This is a genomic window from Enterobacter sp. QK-SA4, from assembly GCF_056856775.1.
In genome coordinates, this window is record NZ_JBXFXH010000007.1 from 1,988,720 (window position 1) to 2,009,616 (window position 20,897).

21 protein-coding genes and 1 pseudogene are annotated in these 20,897 nt (G+C 55.5%); 13 read left to right on the plus strand and 9 right to left on the minus strand.

The window, feature by feature from the left end; genetic code table 11:
- Positions 1-76: 76 nt before the first annotated feature.
- The 3 genes and pseudogenes from AC1VYI_RS11015 to AC1VYI_RS11025 all read left to right on the plus strand — a co-directional run.
- Positions 77-1,003: pseudogene (locus tag AC1VYI_RS11015) on the plus strand (RHS repeat domain-containing protein); the annotation flags it as partial.
- Positions 1,004-1,413: 410 nt separating this feature from the next.
- Positions 1,414-1,932: a hypothetical protein gene (locus AC1VYI_RS11020; protein ID WP_039263596.1), complete on the plus strand. Its 519-nt coding sequence runs from the start codon at positions 1,414-1,416 to the stop codon at positions 1,930-1,932.
- A gap of 392 nt (positions 1,933-2,324) precedes the next feature.
- A complete protein-coding gene (locus tag AC1VYI_RS11025; RefSeq protein WP_482881034.1) occupies positions 2,325-2,627 on the plus strand; it encodes a YciI family protein in 303 nt (100 codons plus the stop codon).
- Between the two features lie 54 nt (positions 2,628-2,681).
- Here AC1VYI_RS11025 and ychF read toward each other — a convergent pair whose 3' ends face one another.
- A complete protein-coding gene (ychF, locus tag AC1VYI_RS11030; protein WP_010432886.1) occupies positions 2,682-3,776 on the minus strand; it encodes a redox-regulated ATPase YchF in 1,095 nt (364 codons plus the stop codon).
- Between the two features lie 126 nt (positions 3,777-3,902).
- Positions 3,903-4,487: an aminoacyl-tRNA hydrolase gene (gene pth / locus AC1VYI_RS11035; protein WP_023336005.1), complete on the minus strand. Its 585-nt coding sequence runs from the start codon at positions 4,485-4,487 to the stop codon at positions 3,903-3,905.
- Positions 4,488-4,761: 274 nt separating this feature from the next.
- On the opposite strand from pth, the gene ychH reads away from it, so the two are divergent.
- Together ychH and AC1VYI_RS11045 are read left to right on the plus strand one after the other, a co-directional pair.
- Positions 4,762-5,037, plus strand: coding sequence for a stress-induced protein YchH (ychH, locus tag AC1VYI_RS11040; RefSeq protein ID WP_023312132.1), 276 nt, complete (start codon positions 4,762-4,764; stop codon positions 5,035-5,037).
- 120 nt (positions 5,038-5,157) lie between these two features.
- A complete protein-coding gene (locus tag AC1VYI_RS11045; protein ID WP_134866091.1) occupies positions 5,158-6,198 on the plus strand; it encodes a MerR family transcriptional regulator in 1,041 nt (346 codons plus the stop codon).
- A gap of 3 nt (positions 6,199-6,201) precedes the next feature.
- Here the strand turns inward: AC1VYI_RS11045 and dauA are convergent, their stop codons facing one another.
- The 4 genes from dauA to lolB all read right to left on the minus strand — a co-directional run bounded on the left by dauA (position 6,202) and on the right by lolB (position 10,556).
- Complete coding sequence (gene dauA, locus AC1VYI_RS11050; RefSeq protein WP_226483955.1) at positions 6,202-7,881, minus strand: C4-dicarboxylic acid transporter DauA; 1,680 nt, start codon at positions 7,879-7,881, stop codon at positions 6,202-6,204.
- A gap of 124 nt (positions 7,882-8,005) precedes the next feature.
- The gene (gene prs, locus AC1VYI_RS11055; protein ID WP_003856663.1) at positions 8,006-8,953 is read right to left on the minus strand and encodes a ribose-phosphate diphosphokinase; all 948 of its coding nucleotides are present in this window, start codon (positions 8,951-8,953) and stop codon (positions 8,006-8,008) included.
- A 125-nt stretch (positions 8,954-9,078) separates the two neighbouring features.
- Positions 9,079-9,948 carry a 4-(cytidine 5'-diphospho)-2-C-methyl-D-erythritol kinase gene (ispE, locus tag AC1VYI_RS11060; RefSeq protein ID WP_029741606.1) on the minus strand — a complete coding sequence of 290 codons (870 nt, stop codon included), beginning with the start codon at positions 9,946-9,948 and terminating at the stop codon, positions 9,079-9,081.
- On the minus strand, positions 9,945-10,556 hold the full coding sequence (gene lolB, locus AC1VYI_RS11065) for a lipoprotein insertase outer membrane protein LolB (RefSeq protein WP_023312128.1): 612 nt from the start codon (positions 10,554-10,556) through the stop codon (positions 9,945-9,947). The genes ispE and lolB overlap by 4 nt, the downstream gene beginning before the upstream one ends.
- Before the next feature lie 201 nt (positions 10,557-10,757).
- Between lolB and hemA the strand changes: the two genes are divergently transcribed.
- The 6 genes from hemA to kdsA are packed head-to-tail and all read left to right on the plus strand — an operon-like array spanning position 10,758 to position 16,061.
- Positions 10,758-12,014, plus strand: a complete 1,257-nt coding sequence (gene hemA / locus AC1VYI_RS11070; protein WP_023312127.1) for a glutamyl-tRNA reductase — start codon at positions 10,758-10,760, stop codon at positions 12,012-12,014.
- 41 nt (positions 12,015-12,055) lie between these two features.
- Positions 12,056-13,138, plus strand: coding sequence for a peptide chain release factor 1 (prfA, locus tag AC1VYI_RS11075; protein ID WP_021240360.1), 1,083 nt, complete (start codon positions 12,056-12,058; stop codon positions 13,136-13,138).
- Positions 13,138-13,968, plus strand: a complete 831-nt coding sequence (prmC, locus tag AC1VYI_RS11080; RefSeq protein WP_134866092.1) for a peptide chain release factor N(5)-glutamine methyltransferase — start codon at positions 13,138-13,140, stop codon at positions 13,966-13,968. The genes prfA and prmC overlap by 1 nt, the downstream gene beginning before the upstream one ends.
- On the plus strand, positions 13,965-14,357 hold the full coding sequence (gene sirB2, locus AC1VYI_RS11085) for an invasion regulator SirB2 (RefSeq protein ID WP_134866093.1): 393 nt from the start codon (positions 13,965-13,967) through the stop codon (positions 14,355-14,357). The genes prmC and sirB2 overlap by 4 nt, the downstream gene beginning before the upstream one ends.
- 3 nt (positions 14,358-14,360) lie before the next feature.
- Positions 14,361-15,170: an invasion regulator SirB1 gene (gene sirB1 / locus AC1VYI_RS11090; protein WP_023312124.1), complete on the plus strand. Its 810-nt coding sequence runs from the start codon at positions 14,361-14,363 to the stop codon at positions 15,168-15,170.
- Positions 15,171-15,206: 36 nt separating this feature from the next.
- Positions 15,207-16,061, plus strand: coding sequence for a 3-deoxy-8-phosphooctulonate synthase (kdsA, locus tag AC1VYI_RS11095; protein ID WP_024907070.1), 855 nt, complete (start codon positions 15,207-15,209; stop codon positions 16,059-16,061).
- A gap of 94 nt (positions 16,062-16,155) precedes the next feature.
- On the opposite strand, the gene chaA is transcribed toward kdsA, so the two are convergent.
- Positions 16,156-17,256, minus strand: coding sequence for a sodium-potassium/proton antiporter ChaA (gene chaA, locus AC1VYI_RS11100; RefSeq protein WP_023312122.1), 1,101 nt, complete (start codon positions 17,254-17,256; stop codon positions 16,156-16,158).
- 270 nt (positions 17,257-17,526) lie between these two features.
- Between chaA and chaB the strand changes: the two genes are divergently transcribed.
- On the plus strand, positions 17,527-17,757 hold the full coding sequence (gene chaB / locus AC1VYI_RS11105) for a putative cation transport regulator ChaB (protein ID WP_023312121.1): 231 nt from the start codon (positions 17,527-17,529) through the stop codon (positions 17,755-17,757).
- Between the two features lie 177 nt (positions 17,758-17,934).
- Positions 17,935-18,630 carry a gamma-glutamylcyclotransferase gene (locus AC1VYI_RS11110; RefSeq protein WP_023312120.1) on the plus strand — a complete coding sequence of 232 codons (696 nt, stop codon included), beginning with the start codon at positions 17,935-17,937 and terminating at the stop codon, positions 18,628-18,630.
- Between the two features lie 30 nt (positions 18,631-18,660).
- Here the strand turns inward: AC1VYI_RS11110 and AC1VYI_RS11115 are convergent, their stop codons facing one another.
- Together AC1VYI_RS11115 and AC1VYI_RS11120 are read right to left on the minus strand one after the other, a co-directional pair.
- Positions 18,661-18,900: a DUF1883 domain-containing protein gene (locus AC1VYI_RS11115; RefSeq protein ID WP_010432930.1), complete on the minus strand. Its 240-nt coding sequence runs from the start codon at positions 18,898-18,900 to the stop codon at positions 18,661-18,663.
- 212 nt (positions 18,901-19,112) lie between these two features.
- Positions 19,113-20,897 carry a methyl-accepting chemotaxis protein gene (locus tag AC1VYI_RS11120; protein WP_134866094.1) on the minus strand — a complete coding sequence of 595 codons (1,785 nt, stop codon included), beginning with the start codon at positions 20,895-20,897 and terminating at the stop codon, positions 19,113-19,115.

The following is a 20,897-nucleotide window of genomic DNA, read 5'->3' on the forward strand; positions in this document are numbered from 1 at the left end:
TCTTTCAAAAGAAATTAAACATAAAAAGAAGTTCATCATATTGCAATTTTTAATGATGTAATCTTTACATTCCGCCCCAGCACTGCGCCGCTGGTCTCTCCGCTCGCATTACGACTACCGCAATAACCTGGTGAGGGAAGAGCGGGACGATAACCCCTTCAGCTGGTACCGCTGGCAGTACGACAGCGCCGGGCGCCTGCTCGTTCAGGACGGCACGCTGCCCGGCCAGGAGCAGTGGCGCTGGGACGCTGCCGGTAACCCGCTCGAAGGATCTGCTGAGAAGGTCACGCACAACCACCTGACGCAGCTGAACGGCATTCGCTGGCGCTATGACATCCACGGCCGCACCGTGGAGAAAGATAACGGCCAGACCCGCTGGCACTACCGCTACGACGGCGAACATCGCCTGACGGAGGTCATCAGCCAGCCGCGGGACCGCAATAAACCGCAGACGCAGGTCAGCTTCCGCTACGATCCGCTCGGTCGCCGCATCAGCAAAACGCGACGCCAGATGCTGGGCGGACAGCCAACCGGCAAGCCGGTCACAACCCGATTTGTCTGGGAAGGGTTCCGCCTGCTGCAGGAGGTGCACGGGGATGTGCCGCTGACCTACGTCTACAGCGACCAGGACAGCTACGATCCGCTGGCACGTATTGATGGCGTTAATGCTCCAGAGATCTTCTGGTTCCACTGCCAGCCCAACGGCACGCCGGAGCGGATGACGGATAGTGAAGGGCAGGTGCGCTGGGAGGGGGTGAACAGTGCCTGGGGCAAGCTGCTGCGTGAAAGCGAGACGCAGGTATCAGGATATTCTCAGAACCTGCGCATGCAGGGGCAATACCTGGACCGTGAGACAGGGCTGCACTACAATCTGTTCCGGTATTATGACCCGGACTGCGGAAGGTTTACGCAGCAGGACCCGATAGGGCTATATGGTGGGTTAAATCTTTACAGCTATGCTCCTAACCCATTAGGTTGGATAGATCCGCTTGGTCTATGTAAGAGAGGGGATCCCTATGCAACTGAGTCTATCTTTAGGGTTCAAGGGGGAACTCCACCAAATGCAAGTCGGGTCAGAATCAAATTAGATTCTGCTAATAACCCAAAAATTCAACGTGGAACCTTAAATATCAGTATTGGAGATAGCTCGCATGCTCAGCATTTCCTTGATATTAGAGGTGGTAATGCAGAAATTGTCTCCTTTAAAGTTCCTAAGTGGATGGCGGATTTCATAGAAGAAAGTGCAATACCTCAGGCCGGTTATCGTACTAATCCGTTAAATCAAGGTGGGTTAGCTCCTAAGCGTGTCGATCCGACAACGCCAGGTAGATCGTATGAATTACCATCAATATGGGCAGAATGGCTTGAAGAAGTAGCGATTCCAGGCTCGGGGAATGTAAAATAGGTTACTATATGAACGTTAATAAAGATGATGAACTCCTTGTAATAGTAAAGAACGAAGGAAGATTTTATTGGTTCGTTGCCTTTAAAGAAATGTGGGTTTTGGACAGAGTTAAATGGATAGACGATTTTGTGAAAAACGGGGTGGAAATAAACCTTCAGGATATCCATAAGGAAAGATATGACATACCAGTAGTAAATGAAAAAAACGCACAGATATTCATTGGTAACTTAATTAAAGATGGTTATTTATACGATAAGGATGATATAGCTGAGGCGTTTTACAATAGGCTGTCAGAAAAAACAACCTGGTGGGATATTTATGATCTAATGCCGGATTTATTTATAGACTTTGAAAGTAAGCGATTATATTCTGAATATGTTGAGAGTATGCATTACCACAAATATGTTCCTGATGGTTGGTTCGGCGAACTTGTTGATTTCTGCAGTGATGGATCGTTACCTCAAGATGAAATGTTCTGGATAAAAAATGAAACAGATTATAGGAGCGTTGTGATCGCTAAAGGGTAAAAATATACTTTCGGCATATCATTTTTATACTATGTAATGTTAGATTCAACACGTTAATTAGTCCTTGTATTAAATGAAAAAAAACCGTTATCAGCCGTTTTGACAAACTTCCATGCAATCTGTGAAAAAGTATATTTGTCTGCACCTCCTAAAGGGACTTTTTATTGCTTAACACTCACTCTTCCAAGGGAAGTCGTCATTGTCTGTAGCTATGCGGTAAAAAACGGCTGGCATGATTGGTTTTTTCCTATGATGCATAACGTGTTGTCCCAATCCGGACCCGCTTATTAAGTTTAAAATACACATAAACGTTATAACAATACCGGGGGACAAAAGAGGAGCTGCATAAGCAGTTCCAACAAAAGGTATAAAACCTAGCTGAGAGGCAAAGGATGACCACGGTTTACATTGTCATTTTGACCTATATAAAACCACTCGATGAAATCGATGAAATCGATGCAGCGATACCTGCTCATGTTGAGTGGCTAAAAAAGGGGTATGCAGAGGGGATTTTTCTGGCGTCCGGTAGACGGAGCCCAAGAAACGGTGGGGTCATTCTCGCGAAATGTGAGAGTCTTGCCTCTCTTGAGGAGCGCTTACGCGAGGATCCTTTTCAGACGTTAAAGCTTGCGACTGTTGAAATCATTCCCTTTGAACCCAGCATGAAAACAGAACTATTAGAAAATGTGTTTTAACCCCGCAATAAAAAAATCCACGCCAGGGCGTGGATTTTTTTCATTAAAAACAACTCAGACGTTAAACAAGAAGTTCATCACATCGCCATCTTTAACGATGTAATCTTTCCCTTCCGCACGCATCTTGCCTGCTTCTTTCGCGCCTTGCTCACCCTTGTAGGTGATAAAGTCTTCAAACGCGATAGTCTGCGCACGAATAAAGCCTTTCTCGAAGTCGGTGTGGATCTTACCAGCCGCCTGAGGCGCAGTCGCACCTACAGGAATCGTCCACGCACGCACTTCCTTCACGCCAGCGGTGAAGTAGGTCTGCAGGTTCAGCAGCTCATAGCCTGCGCGGATCACGCGGTTCAGGCCCGGCTCTTCCAGACCCAGCTCGGCCATGAACTCTTCACGGTCAGCGTCGTCCAGCTCGGCGATGTCGGATTCAACGGCAGCGCAAACCGCCACAACCACAGAACCTTCAGCCGCTGCGATTTCACGCACTTTGTCCAGGTACGGGTTGTTCTCGAAACCGTCTTCGTTAACGTTGGCGATGTACATGGTTGGCTTCAGGGTCAGGAAGCTCAGGTATTTGATCGCCGCCTTGTCTTCTTCAGTCAGGTTTTTCAGCGCGCGCAGCATGCCCGCGTTTTCCAGCTGCGGCAGACATTTTTCCAGCGCAGCCAGTTCCGCTTTCGCGTCCTTGTCGCCGCCTTTGGCTTTCTTCTGCACGCGGTGAATCGCGCGTTCGCAGGTGTCGAGGTCAGAGAGCGCCAGCTCGGTGTTGATGACGTCGATGTCGTCAGCCGGATCCACTTTGTTGTTAACGTGGATGATATTGTCGTTCTCGAAGCAGCGCACAACGTGGCCGATCGCTTCGGTTTCACGAATGTTGGTCAGGAACTGGTTACCCAGGCCTTCACCTTTGGATGCGCCTTTTACCAGGCCCGCGATGTCCACGAATTCCATGGTGGTTGGCAGAATGCGCTGCGGCTTCACGATTTCCGCAAGCTGGTCCAGACGCGGGTCCGGCATTGGCACAACGCCGGTGTTTGGTTCGATGGTACAGAACGGGAAGTTCGCCGCTTCGATACCCGCTTTGGTAAGCGCGTTAAACAGGGTGGATTTGCCCACGTTTGGCAGACCGACGATACCGCATTTGAATCCCATTTCTAAATCACCTTAATATCTTGATAATCAATCCGTTAACGATAACCGACTGATGAAAAGTAAATAACTACGCCTATTATACACGTAACCCGCATGACGCGCGGTAAAAAAGCCGGATCGGGCGGATTATTGCGCTTTGAAAGCGTGTAAGCGGTTTGTCGCTTTGGTTAACCCATCTTTCAGCCAGATTTCGGTGCAGCGCGCCGCTTCGTCTACCGCCTCGTCAATCAGTTTCTGCTCAGAAACCGGGGGCTTACCGAGTACGAAACCGACAACTTTGTTTTTATCGCCCGGATGGCCGATTCCTACGCGCAAACGGTGGAAATTCGGGTTATTGCCCAGCTTGCTGATGATGTCTTTAAGGCCGTTGTGGCCGCCGTGCCCGCCGCCCAGCTTGAATTTTGCTACGCCAGGCGGGAGATCCAGCTCATCGTGTGCGACCAGAATTTCATCCGGATTGATGCGATAAAACGTTGCCATTGCTGCCACCGCTTTACCGCTCAGGTTCATAAAGGTGGTGGGCACCAGTAAGCGAACATCCGCGCCAGCAAGATTGATACGTGAGGTATACCCGAAGAATTTAGGTTCTTCACGCAGGGGAGCACGTAACCGCTCGGCCAGCAGATCGACGTACCATGCCCCGGCGTTATGGCGGGTGGCCGCATATTCTGCGCCCGGGTTGGCGAGGCCGACAATCAGTTTAATCGTCACGATTCAATTCCTAATGGGTTCCAGATCTGGCGCGTAGTTTACTGTCTGGCGCGCCGCTTGACAAAATTCTGCGATCTTCTCGGCGAAATACGAATAATTTCTGATTTGAACAATTAGAATTTCAAGCTGTTCAAAGCCTTATTTGTAAACTTTTGTTTGGGACTTATCTGTAATTGTGATCATTCACGCAACTCATAAAAGGGGCGTTGTCTATACTTTACACACAAGGATTAGGGGCTTTTCCCCTGACAACCCAAAGTTCCGGAGGTGACACATGAAACGCAAAAACGCTTCGTTACTCGGTAACGTGCTGATGGGGTTGGGGCTGTTCGTGATGGTAGCCGGCGTAGGTTATTCCATTTTAAACCAGTTACCTCAGATTGACCTCCCGCAATACTTCGCGCATGGCGCGATATTGAGCATCTTCGTTGGTGCGGTATTGTGGCTCGCCGGGGCGCGCGTGAGCGGACATGAGGAGGTCTGCGATAAATACTGGTGGGTGCGCCACTACGACAAACGCTGTCGTCGCGATCAGCATAAGCACAGCTAGTGCCTGATAAAGAACGCCGAAACGGCTCCCGCGGGAGTCGTTTTTTTTTGCATCAAGGATTGACCCTCACGTAACGTAAGGCTCCAGAGTGGCGCCACTGGCAAAGAAAAAGGAGCAGTTATGTTGATTCAGGTGGGTGAGCTGGCGAAACGCGCCGGGATCACCGTGCGGACATTGCACCACTATGAGCAAACAGGGTTGTTGCTGCCTTCTGCCAGAAGCGCGGCAGGTTACCGGCTTTACAACCTGGCGGATGTCCAGCGTCTGCACATGATCCAGGCGCTGGCAAAAGCGGGGCTGGAACTTGCTGAAATCAGGGATTTCCTGGAACAGGAGTCGCTGTCGTTAACCGAGCTACTCGATGCGCAAATCACGCTGCTGGATAAACAGCTGCGCAGCATACATACGCTGCGCGACCGGCTGGTGGAACTGCGGAGCGGGCTTCTCGACGATGCGACGCCGGATCTGGAATCCTGGCTACAGACTCTGGAGTTAATGAACATGTACGATCGCTGGTTTAGCAAAGAAGAGTTACAGCAGCTGCCGTTTGCGGTGCAGAAGGATGCGCTGGCGGCTATCTGGTCAGGGCTGGTTGCAGAGGCTAAGACGCTTCTGCAGCAACATATACCCGCGACTGACGCGCGGGCGATGGATCTGGCGACGCGCTGGATGGAACGCCTGGAGCAGGACACGGCGGGCAAGCCGGAGTTTCTCACCCGGCTGAACGAGATGCACAGCGTTGAACCGCAGATGCAGGCGCAGACCGGCATCACGCCGGAGATGACGGATTACATCACGCGCGCGTTTGCTGAGTCTAAGCTCTGCATATGGGAGAAGTATCTCACTGCCGAGGAGATGGCCTTTACCCGGGCACACTACTTTGACCGCATGATGGAGTGGCCGCCGCTGGTGGCGAAACTGCATCAGGCGCAGCGGGAAAATATCGATCCCGCCTCGGAGGAGGCGCAAAAGCTGGCTGAAAACTGGCTGGCATTGTTCCAGTCTTACGCGGGCACCAGCCCGGAAACTCAGCAAAAGTTTCGCGCAGCCATGCAGCAGGAGCCGCACCTGATGAAAGGAACCTGGATGACGCCTGCCGTGCTTGCATGGCTCCAGCAGGCGATCGGGGTGATGATGCAGAGACGTTTCTCTGCATCATGAGACTCACAGATCCGCTAACGCGGCTTCACGGTTAGGGTAGAAGGAGAGTCGGCCAGGGATAGGCTGCACGCCCGCGCGCGCCATGGTGCGCAGCGGCTGAAACTCCAGGTTACTCACCCGCAGCTCACAGCCTTCCGGCAGACGTGCCACAAAGCGCTGGAAGGCATCCAGGCCGCCTGCATCCAGCACCGGTACGGCATCCCATTTCAGCACCACAACCCGTTTGCCCGCGATGCGGGACTCCAGATCGCTGAACAGACCTTCCGCCGCGGCGAAGAATAGCGGGCCAATCACGCGCAGCACCAGCACATCGTCAGGCACCTCGACGTTAACCGGGGAAAGGCGCGTCATCTGCGCGATACGGCGCATAAACAGCAGGGAAGCCAGCACGATCCCGACGCTGATGGCGATAACCATATCGAACAGCACGGTCAGCGACATGCAGATCAGCATCACGATGATGTCGTCTTTCGGCGCGCGACGAAGCAGGTTCACCACCTTGTGCGCCTCGCTCATGTTCCATGCCACCATCAGCAGCAGGGCGGCCATGGCGGAAAGCGGTAGCCAGGAGAGCAGCGGGGCGAGGATCAGCAGGGCGAGGATCACCAGCACGGAGTGGATAACCGCCGAAACCGGTGAGGTCGCACCTGCGCGGACGTTGGCCGCAGAACGGGCGATGGCTGCCGTTGCGGTAATACCGCCGAAGAACGGCGCGACGAGGTTGCCTAATCCCTGACCGACCAGCTCGCTGTTGGCTTTGTGTTTGGTGCCGGTCATGCCGTCCAGAACGACGGCGCAGAGCAGGGATTCAATCGCCCCCAGCATTGCCATAGAGAACGCGGCGGGAAGCAGGGCTCGCAGGGAATCCCAGCTTAGGGTGAAGCTGGAGCCGGGCATGTCCCACGGCAGCACCAGCTGCGGTAGCAGTTGCGGAATACCGCTACCCTGTGAACCGTCCGCCAGAACATAGTGGAACTGCGAGCCGATAGTCGCGACGTGACCACCGAGCATATTGACGATCGCCATCACCGCGCAGCCCAGCAGCAGCGCGGGCAGATGGCCCGGCAGACGAATACCGAGGCGAGGCCAGACGATCAGCGTGCCCAGCGTCACAATCCCGATGGCGGCGTCGCCCAGGTTGGCCGTCGGCAGCGCCATAAACAGCGCCCCCACTTTTTGCAGATAGTGCTCCGGTACGTGGGGCATCTGCAGGCCGAGGAAATCTTTGATCTGCATGGTTCCGATGGTAATACCAATCCCCGAGGTGAACCCCAGCGTCACGGAAAGGGGAATATATTCAATCAGGCGACCAAAGCGGGCCAGACCAAACAAAATCAAAAATACGCCCGACATCAGGGTGGCGACCAGCAGGCCTGCCAGACCAAACTGCTGCGAAACCGGGTAGAGGATCACCACGAAGGCGGCGGTCGGGCCGGAGACGCTGAAGCGCGAACCGCCCGTCAGGGCAATGACGATCCCGGCAACGGCCGAGGTGTACAGACCGTACTGCGGCGCAACGCCGCTGCCAATCGCCAGCGCCATCGCCAGCGGGATGGCGATGATGCCGACGGTGACCCCGGCAATCAGGTCACGGACAAAGCGTGACGAGGTGTACTTCTCTTTCCAGCAGGCGTCGATGAGGGCGCGAAAGGGCAGAACATGTGAGGAGGCTACGTTTTTCACAATTATCTATCATCCGTATGCGCATCATCTGTCATATGAATGGCAGGTGAAGGAGGCATTAATCATACAAATAAAACCCGGAGACAAAAAAACCCGCCGCAGCGGGTTTTTCGGCCGTGTTCGATTAGTGTTCGAACATTGCTGAGATGGATTCTTCGTTGCTGATACGACGAATCGCTTCGGCCAGCATCCCGGACAGGGTCAACGTACGCACGTTTGGCAGTGCTTTGATCTCGTCGCTCAGTGGGATGGTATCGCATACCACCACTTCGTCAATGACGGAGTTGCGCAGGTTGTTTACCGCATTACCGGAGAAGATCGGGTGAGTCGCGTAAGCGAACACGCGCTTGGCACCACGCTCTTTCAGCGCTTCAGCTGCTTTACACAGCGTACCGCCGGTATCGATCATGTCGTCAACCAGCACGCAGTCACGGCCAGCAACGTCACCGATGATGTGCATCACCTGAGAAACGTTTGCGCGCGGACGGCGTTTGTCGATGATAGCCATGTCGGTATCGTTCAGCAGCTTAGCGATAGCACGGGCACGTACCACGCCGCCGATGTCCGGAGAAACCACGATTGGGTTATCCAGGTTCAGCTGCAGCATGTCTTCCAGCAGGATTGGGCTGCCGAATACGTTATCAACCGGAACGTCGAAGAAGCCCTGGATCTGCTCTGCGTGCAGGTCAACGGTCAGTACGCGGTCAACGCCGACGCTGGACAGGAAATCAGCGACAACTTTAGCGGTAATTGGCACACGCGCGGAACGGACGCGACGGTCCTGACGGGCATAGCCGAAGTAAGGGATTACAGCAGTGATACGGCCTGCGGAAGCGCGACGCAGGGCGTCGACCATAACAACCAGTTCCATCAGGTTGTCGTTTGTTGGAGCACAGGTGGACTGGATGATGAAAATATCACCACCGCGTACATTTTCGTTAATTTGTACGCTGACTTCGCCGTCGCTAAAGCGACCTACGGCGGCGTCGCCGAGGGAAGTGTACAGGCGGTTGGCAATACGTTGTGCTAGTTCCGGGGTGGCGTTACCAGCAAAAAGCTTCATATCAGGCACGAGAAGAACCTCAGGCATGCGTCCAGTGGTGGATAGCGTTCGCCGCAAACTGTGCGGGCCAGGCGAAGGCTATCCAGGCGGTGTATTAAAGAGCGCGATGCAACGTCTGGAACAGGGTGACGTTGTCACCGAAACTCAGTCTGCGCCAGAATGGTCTGCTGTAGGGGGGAGGTGTTCATCCCACGTGCTACAAAACCATGCAGCCAAACCGGCGCTTGCTCAAGCACCTGACGAGCGGCGGATTCGGTGTCAAATTCAGCAAAGACACAGGCCCCTGTACCAGTCAGGCGCGACGGCGCGTATTCTAACAGCCAGGAAAGCACCGCATCAACCTCGCGAAAACGTTTTCTTGCGATATCCTCGCAATCGTTGCTGAATTCACAATTTAATAACGTTTCTATTGACCTAACCGGGGTATTCCTTTTCAGGTCAGGATCTTTAAAGATGACCGGGGTCGGAATACTCACGCCAGGGTGGGCAACCAGATACCACTTCTCCGGCGGTTCAGCCGGGGAGAGAATCTCACCCACGCCTTCAGCAAAGGCCGCATGACCGCGCACAAACACCGGGACATCCGCCCCCAGCGTCAGGCCCAGGGCTGCCAGTTCGTCCTTCGACAGCCCGCAGCCCCAGAGGTGATTCAGCGCAACCAGCACGGTGGCGGCGTTGGATGATCCACCGCCCAGACCGCCGCCCATCGGCAGGCGTTTCTCGATACGGATATCCGCACCGCTTCCCGCGGGCAGACGGCCCGATTCCGCCGCGGCTTTCATCAGCAGACGCGCGGCGCGCACGATCAGGTTGTCCTCATGCGCCACGCCTTCGACCGGCGTTAGCAGGCAAATCTGCCCGTCCTGGCGCAGTTCAATAGAGATCGTGTCGCCATAGTCAATAAACTGAAACAGCGTCTGCAGGGTGTGGTACCCGTCAGCACGCTGGCCGGTAATGTATAAAAACAGGTTCAGCTTTGCCGGAGAGGGCCAGTGGGTCATCATTTAACGATCCAGTTGTCCATTTTCAGCTTGATACGCTGGCTGCCCTGGGTCAGCTCCATGTTTGATGGCAGCGACGGTTTACTCTTGCTGTCATAGGCGCTGTACACCACTTTCCAGGTTTTGCCGTTCTGGGTGTAGTTCACCTGGCTCAGACGGTACTGGTCGTCAAGGGTGTAGTCAGTTGCCTCCCCCGGCAGGCCAAGGATCCACTGGCGCAGGCTGTTGAGCGGGATTGGCATCCCTGTCAGCTTGCCAATCATCTCTTCGGCATCGGTCGCGGTATAGTGCTGGCCTTTGTTATCGGTGATCTGCGCTTCGCCCGGCTTGGCGATAAGCTCCAGCTCGGTGCTGCCCAGCGGGTTCAGCAGCAGCAGGCGGTAGTTGTCCTGCCCCGTCTGCTGCCAGAAGAAGCGGGCATAAACCTTTTGTTCGTCAGAGAGATAAGCGAAAGCGCCGCGGGTCTGGTACTGGTTCAAATTACGGACGTCCTGCTGGTGCTGACGCCACTGCGGTGAATCAGGGCTTTTGCCCGGGCCTTTTGGTTGGGTGACGGTACACGCGGTCAGAACCAGTGCTGCCAGCGGCAGCAGGCGAATCAGTCGGGTCATAATGAGGACAAATCCTTGAGATACGTTGCAGTTATAACTGTTAATGCTAGCGTCGAAGGGGGCTACCGTCTACGTTCAAATTATCTCAAAGGGTTGTGTAACCTATTACTCCGAAAGGGGGCAGTCCCTTTTATTGATCTCGCGCATCCTGTATGATGCGTTCTGCTAACCTTATTAACGCTGGTACTACTCCCGCTCAACATGACCCTATTAGCACTCGGCATCAACCACAAAACGGCTCCGGTTTCGCTGCGAGAACGCGTGACGTTTTCGCCGGATACGCTTGACCTGGCGCTGGACAGCCTGCTTGCACAGCCTATGGTGCAGGGTGGCGTGGTGCTCTCGACGTGCAACCGTACCGAGCTGTATTTAAGCGTGGAAGAGCAGGACAACCTGCACGAAGCGCTGATTCGCTGGCTATGCGACTACCACAATCTCAATGAAGACGAGCTGCGCAACAGCCTGTACTGGCATCAGGACAACGATGCCGTCAGCCATCTGATGCGCGTCGCCAGCGGGCTGGATTCACTGGTGCTGGGCGAGCCGCAAATTCTGGGGCAGGTGAAAAAAGCGTTTGCGGATTCGCAAAAAGGGCATCTGAAGGCCAGCGAGCTGGAGCGCATGTTCCAGAAGTCGTTCTCCGTGGCGAAGCGTGTGCGAACCGAAACCGACATTGGTGCCAGTGCGGTTTCTGTTGCTTTCGCGGCCTGCACCCTTGCACGCCAAATCTTTGAATCCCTGTCTACCGTCACCGTGATGCTGGTGGGCGCGGGCGAAACCATCGAACTTGTGGCGCGCCATCTGCGCGAGCATAAAGTGAAAAAGATGATTATCGCAAACCGCACCCGCGAACGCGCGCAGGTGCTGGCGGATGAAGTGGGTGCAGAGGTGGTTGCCCTGAGCGACATCGATGAACGCCTGAAAGAGGCGGACATTATCATCAGCTCAACCGCCAGCCCGCTGCCGATTATCGGAAAAGGGATGGTGGAGCGTGCGCTCAAGTCCCGCCGTAATCAGCCGATGCTGCTGGTGGATATCGCCGTCCCGCGCGATGTTGAGCCGGAAGTGGGCAAGCTGCCTAACGCCTATCTCTACAGCGTGGATGACCTGCAAAGCATCATTTCGCACAACCTCGCCCAGCGTAAAGCGGCGGCGGTTCAGGCGGAAACCATCGTCGAGCAGGAAACCAGTGAGTTTATGGCCTGGCTTCGCGCGCAAAGCGCCAGCGAGACCATCCGCGAGTACCGCGGGCAGGCGGAGCAGGTGCGTGATGACCTGACTGCCAAAGCGTTAGCGGCCCTTGAACAGGGCGGCGACGCAAATGCGATTATGCAGGATCTGGCGTGGAAACTGACCAACCGCCTGATCCATGCACCAACCAAATCTCTTCAGCAGGCTGCCCGTGACGGGGATGATGAACGCCTGACTATTCTGCGCAACAGCCTCGGGCTGGAATAGCGCCCTATACCCATTTTCTAAGACAAGGTGCACTTACGCCTATGAAGCCTTCTATCGTCGCTAAACTGGAAGCTCTGCACGAGCGCCATGAAGAAGTACAGGCGCTGCTCGGGGATGCCGGGACCATTGCGGACCAGGAACGTTTTCGCGCGCTCTCGCGTGAATACGCGCAGTTAAGTGATGTTTCTAAATGCTTTACCGACTGGCGACAGGTTCAGGAAGATATCGAAACCGCGCAGATGATGCTCGACGATCCTGAAATGCGCGAGATGGCGCAGGAAGAGTTGCAGGATGCGAAAGCGCGTTCTGAAGAGATGGAGCAGCAGCTTCAGGTGCTTCTGCTGCCGAAAGATCCAGACGATGAGCGTAACGCGTTTGTGGAAGTGCGCGCCGGTACCGGCGGTGACGAAGCGGCTCTGTTTGCCGGGGATCTGTTCCGCATGTACAGCCGCTACGCCGAATCGCGTCGCTGGCGAGTGGAGATCATGAGCGCCAACGAAGGCGAACATGGTGGCTACAAAGAGGTTATCGCCAAGATCAGCGGCGACGGCGTGTACGGTCGTCTCAAGTTTGAATCCGGCGGTCACCGCGTGCAGCGCGTACCGGCCACCGAATCTCAGGGCCGCATTCACACCTCCGCCTGTACGGTTGCGGTGATGCCGGAGCTGCCGGAGGCTGAACTGCCGGATATCAACCCGGCGGACCTGCGTATTGATACGTTCCGCTCCTCTGGCGCGGGCGGTCAGCACGTTAACACCACCGATTCCGCCATCCGTATTACCCACCTGCCGACCGGCATCGTCGTTGAATGTCAGGACGAGCGTTCACAGCACAAAAACAAAGCCAAAGCGTTGTCCGTGCTGGGCGCGCGTATCCACGCAGCCGAAATGGCGAAACGCCAGCAGGCGGAAGCCTCTACGCGCCGTAACCTTCTGGGCAGCGGCGATCGCAGCGACCGTAACCGCACCTATAACTTCCCTCAGGGGCGCGTAACCGACCACCGCATCAACCTGACGCTGTACCGTCTGGACGAGGTGATGGAAGGGAAGCTGGATATGCTGATCGAGCCTATCGTGCAGGAATACCAGGCCGACCAGCTGGCGGCGCTGTCCGAGCAGGAATAATGGATTTTCAGCGCTGGTTACGTGAGGCGGCCGGTGAGCTTTCAGAAAGCGAAAGCCCGAAACGCGACGCCGAAATTTTGCTTGAGCATGTGACGGGTAAAGCCCGCACGTATCTGCTGGCTTTTGGCGAAACCGAACTGACCGCGGAACAGGAAGCGCAGCTCGCCGCGCTGCTTGCCCGCCGTAAAACCGGCGAGCCGGTGGCGCACCTTGTCGGTGAGCGTGAGTTCTGGTCGTTACCGCTTTACGTCTCGGCGGCGACGCTGATCCCGCGTCCGGACACCGAGTGTCTTGTAGAGCAGGCGCTGGCGCGTTTACCGGCGGCGGCCTGCAGCATTCTCGATCTCGGTACCGGGACAGGGGCTATCGCGCTGGCGCTCGCTACCGAGCGGCGCGACTGCGCGGTGACGGCGGTGGACGTAATGCCCGATGCGGTGGCGCTGGCGCAGCGTAACGTGGAACGTCACGGGCTCTGCAACGTGACGGTGCTGCAAAGCAGCTGGTTTGCCGCGCTGGAGAATCGCTCATTTGCGATGGTTGTCAGCAATCCTCCCTACATCGACGAACATGACCCGCACCTTGCGCAGGGAGACGTGCGCTTCGAACCGCTGACGGCGCTCGTGGCCGGCAACGCAGGATTAGCCGATCTCGATCACATTGTGACAATGTCACGAAAACATTTGCTTCCCGGCGGCTGGCTGCTCGTGGAACATGGCTGGACGCAGGGAGAAGCCGTGCGGGCACTGTTTACGCAAGCTGGCTACGCCGCTGTCGAAACCTGCCGCGACTACGGCGGCAATGAACGTCTGACGCTGGGGCAGTGGCTATGAGCCTCTTTACCGTGCTCATTACCGTCCACCTCATTTCCTTTGCGCTGACCATCAGCTTTTTCATCGTCCGTTACTGGTGGCGCTACAGCAACAATCCGCTGACGGATGCCCGCTGGGTGCGTATCGCGCCGCACTGCATCGACACGCTATTGCTCCTTTCCGGTGCCGGGCTCATGTGGAAGACCGGCTATCTGCCATTTACTGATAAAGGTGCATGGCTGACTGAAAAGCTGTTTGGCGTTATCATCTACATCGTTTTGGGTTTTATCGCGCTTGGGCGTCGTCGTCCGCGCAGCCAGCAGGTCGGGTTTATCGCCTTTCTGCTGGGTCTGGTGGTGCTGTACATCATCATTAAACTCGCCACCACAAGAATACCGTTACTGGGGTAAGTCATGAGGTCCTTAGCCGATTTCGAATTTAATAAAGTGCCGCTTTGCGATGGCATGATCCTGATTTCTGAGATGATTCGCGACGATTTTACGTCGCAGTTTGTCTACGATGAGCTGGAGAATCTGGTCAGCCTGGCGCGTGAAGAGATTAATCAGGCTCGCCCGCAAGACTGGCAATTAGAGAAGCTGCTGGAGCTTTTCTACGGCGAATGGGGTTTCTGCGACACGCGGGGCGTGTATCGCCTGTCTGACGCATTATGGCTGGACCAGGTCTTAAAAAATCGTCAGGGCAGCGCCGTGGCGCTGGGTTCTATTTTGCTGTGGGTCGCGCACCGTCTGGATATTCCGCTAGTCCCGGTCATTTTCCCGACGCAGATGATCCTGCGCGCTGAGTGGCTGGACGGTGAAATGTGGCTCATTAATCCCTTCAACGGCGACACGCTGGATGAACATACGCTGGACGTGTGGCTGAAAGGCAATATCAGCCCGGTGGCTGAACTCTTCAACGAAGATCTCGACGAGGCGGATAACGCAGAAGTGATCCGCAAGCTGCTGGATACGCTGAAGTCTGCGTTAATGGAAGAGCGTCAGATGGAGCTGGCGTTGCGCGCCAGCGAAGTGCTGCTGCAGTTCAACCCGGAAGATCCGTACGAAATTCGCGATCGCGGGTTGATCTACGCGCAGCTCGACTGTGAACACGTGGCGCTGAATGATTTGAATTATTTCGTCGAGCAGTGTCCGGAAGACCCCATTAGCGAAATGATTCGTGCGCAGATCAACGCGATCTCGCACAAACAAATTACACTGCATTAATCTTAATTCCGATTCACACCTGAATAAGGCGATCCTATGAAACAAAAAGTGGTTAGCATTGGTGATATCAAGGTAGCAAACGATCTGCCGTTCGTACTGTTTGGCGGCATGAACGTGCTGGAATCCCGCGATCTCGCTATGCGTATCTGCGAACACTACGTGACCGTGACCCAGAAGCTGGGTATCCCGTACGTGTTTAAGGCCTCTTTTGACAAAGCCAACCGCTCCTCCATCAACTCTTACCGTGGCCCGGGCCTGGAAGAGGGAATGAAAATTTTCCAGGAGCTGAAGCAGACCTTTGGCGTAAAAGTGATCACCGACGTGCATGAAGCCTCTCAGGCGCAGCCGGTGGCAGACGTGGTGGATGTGATTCAGCTCCCGGCATTCCTGGCTCGCCAGACCGACCTGGTTGCGGCGATGGCGAAAACCGGTGCCGTTATCAACGTGAAGAAACCACAGTTCGTCAGCCCTGGGCAGATGGGAAACATCGTCGATAAATTTATCGAAGGCGGCAACGATCAGGTCATTCTGTGTGACCGTGGCGCAAACTTCGGCTACGACAACCTGGTTGTCGACATGCTGGGCTTCAGCGTGATGAAAAATGTCTCCGGCCAGTCTCCGGTGATTTTCGACGTGACCCACGCCCTGCAGTGCCGCGACCCGTTCGGCGCCGCGTCCGGTGGCCGTCGTGCCCAGGTGACCGAGCTGGCGCGCGCCGGCATGGCAACCGGTCTGGCCGGCCTGTTCATTGAAGCGCACCCGGATCCGGATAACGCAAAATGCGACGGCCCATCCGCGCTGCCGCTGGACAAGCTGGAGCCGTTCCTGAAGCAGATCAAAGCGATTGACGATCTGGTGAAGAGCTTCGACGAGCTGGATACCAGCAACTAATAAAAAAACCCGCTTCGGCGGGTTTTTTTTATGCTTTCTCCCTCTCCCTGGGGGAGAGGGTTGGGGTGAGGGCATCAGCCCGCACCGGATAAAATTACGCAAATATCGTCATCAGATACGCAATAAACAAGGCCATATGCGCCGCGCCGTTCAGCACGTTGGTACGCCCGGTTGAGAACGAAATCTGGCACAGCAGCAACGAGGCGACCATCACAATCATCTCCGGCGCGCCCAGCGCAAACTGCAGCTCGTTGCCCGTCATAAAGGCAATCAGCGTCACCACCGGTACGGTGAGTGAAATCGTCGCCAGTACGGAGCCGAAGAACAGGTTCATTGCGCGCTGCACCTGATTATTCAACACCGCTTTCAGCGCGCCCAGCCCTTCCGGCGACAGGATCAGCAGCGCCACCAGGAAGCCGGTAAACGCCACCGGCGCGTTCAGCTCGGTTAACAGCGTCTCCAGCGGGTTAGCGTTCATCTTGGTGACGGCAATCACCGCAATCAGATGCACGATCAGCCAAACCGTATGCCACGCGCTGCTGTGGGCAGACGGCTTGCCGTGGTGCGGGTCATCATCGTCGCCGTCATCTTCATGCTCGTACACAAACAGGCTCTGGTGCGTTTTGGTCTGAATCAACAGGAACACGCCGTACATGGCGGCGGAAATCAGTGCGACCAGCAGCGCCTGCCCGGTGGAAAAGTTTGCACCCGGCAGCGCCATCGGGAAGACCAGCACGATAATCGCAAGCGGGAAGAGGGCGATCAAATACTGTTTAATGCCGAACAGGTTCATATACTGGGTCGCAAATTTGCGCCCGCCCAGCAGCAGAGAGAAGCCTACCAGGCCGCCCGTTACAATCATAATGATCGAATAGAGCGTGTCGCGCATCAGCGTCGGCGCGGCATCGCCGGTCGCCATAAGGGCGGAAATCAGGCTGACTTCGAGAATAACAACGGAAAGGCTGAGAATTAACGATCCGTAAGGCTCGCCCAGACGGTGGGCCAGGACGTCCGCGTGGCGAACGACGCTAAACGCGCTGGTTAAGATGCCGACCAGGGCCAGAATATTGATACCAACCACCACTGGCAGTGACTGACTGCTTCCCCAGAAGAGCAGCACAGCCAGTGCCAGAACCGGGAAAATGAGTGACGTCTCCTTGTGGCGGGTCTTTACCGCCTCGTGTGTTGCTGTCATGTGCTTCTCCATCAATGCAGGTGCTTGTAATTATAGATAGATTTTTGAGGTCATTAAATTAACAGAACTCTGTTAAATACCCTTTGTTTTTTACTTAATTTTACCCTTTTTCTTTATTTGCATTTCTGATGTCCATAATGCCGTGTTTTTGTCGAATACTCATTAAATAACAGTCAATTAAAAATATAATGCAGTCATAAATTATTGTCGGGTGGCACCATGGCATATCGTCGTCCACACTTATCTCTTTAACCAAAAGAGAGGTTAGTGATGCCCTATAAAGCGAAACGTGAATTACCGGATAACGTGCAAAACGTGCTGCCCGCCCACGCGCAGGATATCTACAAAGAGGCGTTCAACAGCGCCTGGGATCAGTACAAAGACAAGGACGATCGCCGGGATGATGCCAGCCGTGAAGAGACGGCCCACAAAGTCGCCTGGGCCGCAGTAAAACATGAATATGAGAAAGGAGACGACGATAAATGGCATAAAAAGAAATAGTCGTGAAATGATTCGCTGCCTTCATTTTGACTTTTCAGGCGGTTGAACTTCCGTTGTATTGCAACTGGTCCGCTAATTGCTTATCGTTATTCGACTGCTGGCAAAATGACCAGCACAGAATGCCGGGAAAGCGAATTACAGATGTCGCAAGGAAGCATGCAGTGGCGGAGGTGGAAAGTGTTAACGCGTGATTTCTTAATGAAGGCAGATTGTAAGACGGCATTTGGTGCTATTGAGGAATCGCTTCTCTGGTCAGCTGAACAACGTGCGGCGTCACTCGCTGCCACGCTTGCCTGCCGCCCGGATGATGGCCCGGTATGGATTTTTGGCTACGGCTCCCTGATGTGGAACCCGGCTCTGGAATTTGTCGAATCGGCAACGGGAACGCTGCCTGGCTGGCATCGCGCGTTTTGCCTGCGCCTGACGGCCGGACGCGGCAGCGCGTGCCAGCCCGGGCGCATGCTTGCACTGAAAGAGGGCGGGCGCACCACGGGCGTGGCGTATCGCCTGCCGGATGCCACGCTGGAAGAGGAGCTCACGCTGCTCTGGAAGCGCGAGATGATCACCGGCTGCTATATGCCGAGCTGGTGCAAGCTGGAACTGGACGACGGACGCACCGTCAACGCGCTGGTGTTTATTATGGATCCGCGCCATCCGCTGTATGAAGCGGATACCCGCACGCAGGTGATTGCCCCGTTGATTGCCGCCGCCAGCGGGCCGCTGGGCACCAACGCGCAGTATCTGTTCTCCCTCGATCAGGAGCTGACACGCCTCGGCATGAAGGACGATTGTCTGAATGAGCTGGTGGTGAAGGTGAAGGCGCTGCTGGAAGGGAACCCGCTCAACAGCACGCTGCGACAGGGTTTTGCCTGACAATACGCCCGGCTTGCCGGGCGTTTAAACTTATGCTGCCACGTAGCTGACGGAATGCTCCAGCGACTGGCTGTGGCTATCGATCAGCACATCCCACGTCCCGGTATACGGCACGGTAAGCCAGGCCTTATCGTCCTGTACGGTGAGAATATCCGCCTGGGACTGTTTTTGCGCTTTCGAACTCATCAGATGAATACGACAGCGTTCTGAGCAACGCACCACTACCGTATCCCCGCCAAACAGTTTCAAACTTGTTTTTACCAGTGCCATTTTTTTACCCCGTAGTCTTAAACAACGCTCTCCGTGCTGCCATATCCGAGCGTGATGTTGTTCACAATTCACTCATGGCATAACACCAAAGGGGAGGGGGTGGGATGCTGATTTTGATCAAAAAATGGCATAACGATTAAACAAAAATGACAAAATTCCTCAAAATTTAGGCTGGCGCGCGTTTTACCCGCTAAACGCGCTCCGGAAGAAGATTAAATGCGGAAATGCCCGGCTGTTTCAGCAAGGTCGCCCGCCTGGCTCTGCAGGGCACCCGCGGCGGCGGCGGATTCCACCACCAGTTCGGCGTTCTGCTGAACCATTCTGTCGAGATGGGTCACCGCGTGGTTTATCTCATGAATCCCTTTCATCTGCTCGCTGGTGGCGATGGAGATTTCGCGCATGATGCCAGAGACGCTGCCGATGCTGGAGCGGATCTCATCCATGCTTTCCCCCGCCAGATGTACGTAGCGGGAGCCTGTTGCCACTCTGTCGGTGGTGGAGTCAATCAGGGATTTGATCTCTTTCGCCGCCTGAGCGCTACGGCTCGCCAGGTTACGCACTTCGCCTGCTACGACGGCAAACCCGCGCCCCTGCTCACCCGCACGCGCCGCCTCGACGGAGGCGTTCAGCGCCAGAATGTTGGTCTGGAAAGCAATGCCGTCAATCACGCTGGTGATATCGCCAATTTTTGCCGACGCGACTTCAATAGACTGCATGGTGCTGATCGCCTGCGATACCACCTCGCCGCCGCGCGCCGCGGCCGCTGAGGCCTTGCTCGCCTGGTCGTTGGCTTCTGCCGCCGATTCATTCGACTGCGTCACGGAGGCGGTGATCTGCTCCACGGCGCTGGCCGTCTCGCGTAGGCTGGATGCCGCCTGCTCGGTACGTCCGGAAAGATCCTGGTTACCTGCGGCTATCTCCTGCGCCGCGTTTTTCACCGATTCACTGGCATCCCGGAGCTGCACCATCACCACCGACAGTTTATCGCTGAAGGCGTTAAAGGCCTGGGCAATTTGCGCGACCTCGTCCTCGCCGCTGTCCGGCAGGCGCTGGGACAGATCGTTAGTGCCGTTAGCAATGTTGTGCATCGCGTCGCGAATGTCGGACAAACGCTTGAGCAGGCGGGCAATCAGGAAATGCACAATGGCGGCGCTCAGCAGTGCGAGGATCACCAGCGAAATCCCCGAGGCTTTAAGCAGGGAACGCATGCCGGAGGTGGCGTCACCGCTGTCGAGCGCGACGACTAACAGCCAGTTTGTGCCCGGCACGGCTGTCGCCACGAAGGTTTTTTCAGCGTCGTTTAGCGTTCCGTCGACGGGGTTACCGCTTTTCAGCGCAGCAAAATCAATGCCCTTGATTGTCTCAGCAAACGGTTTCAGCGTGAGGGCAGGATCGTTAGCGGCAATCACGCTGCCGTCACTGTTCAGAAGCAACCCGCTGCTGGCCGGGGTTGGATGGATCCCGCGCACGTTAGCCACCACGCTGTCCATCGCTACATCGCCCGCCACGACCGCTTTGAGCGTGCCATTTTCTTTCACCGGCACGGCGAAGGTAACCACCAGTTTACCGGTCCCCGCGTCAACGTATGGCGCGGTGACAACCGGACCGTCCGTGCTGACCACCTGCTGATACCACGGGCGAATAGTCGGGTCATAGTCCGCCGGAACGCCCGCCGGTTCAGAGAATTTCGCCGTTTTGCTGGCGTAGCCAACATAGACGTTGGTGAATCCACCCGCCTGAGCAAGCTGTTTAAACACCGGAACCGGGTCGTCACTCAGCGCAACGGTCTGCGCGGAGGCGATCACCGTCATCTTGCTTTTTACCCAGTCGGCAATCGCCATGTTATGGCTGGCGCTGGTGCTGGTCAGGATATCGCGCTGGGACTGCTGGTTATCCTGGCGCGTGACCTGGAAGTTGATAACGGTATTAAGGAGAAGGGCGACGACCAGACAGCCTGCCGTCGCCGCGATGATGCGTGCACGAATCGATCTGAACAT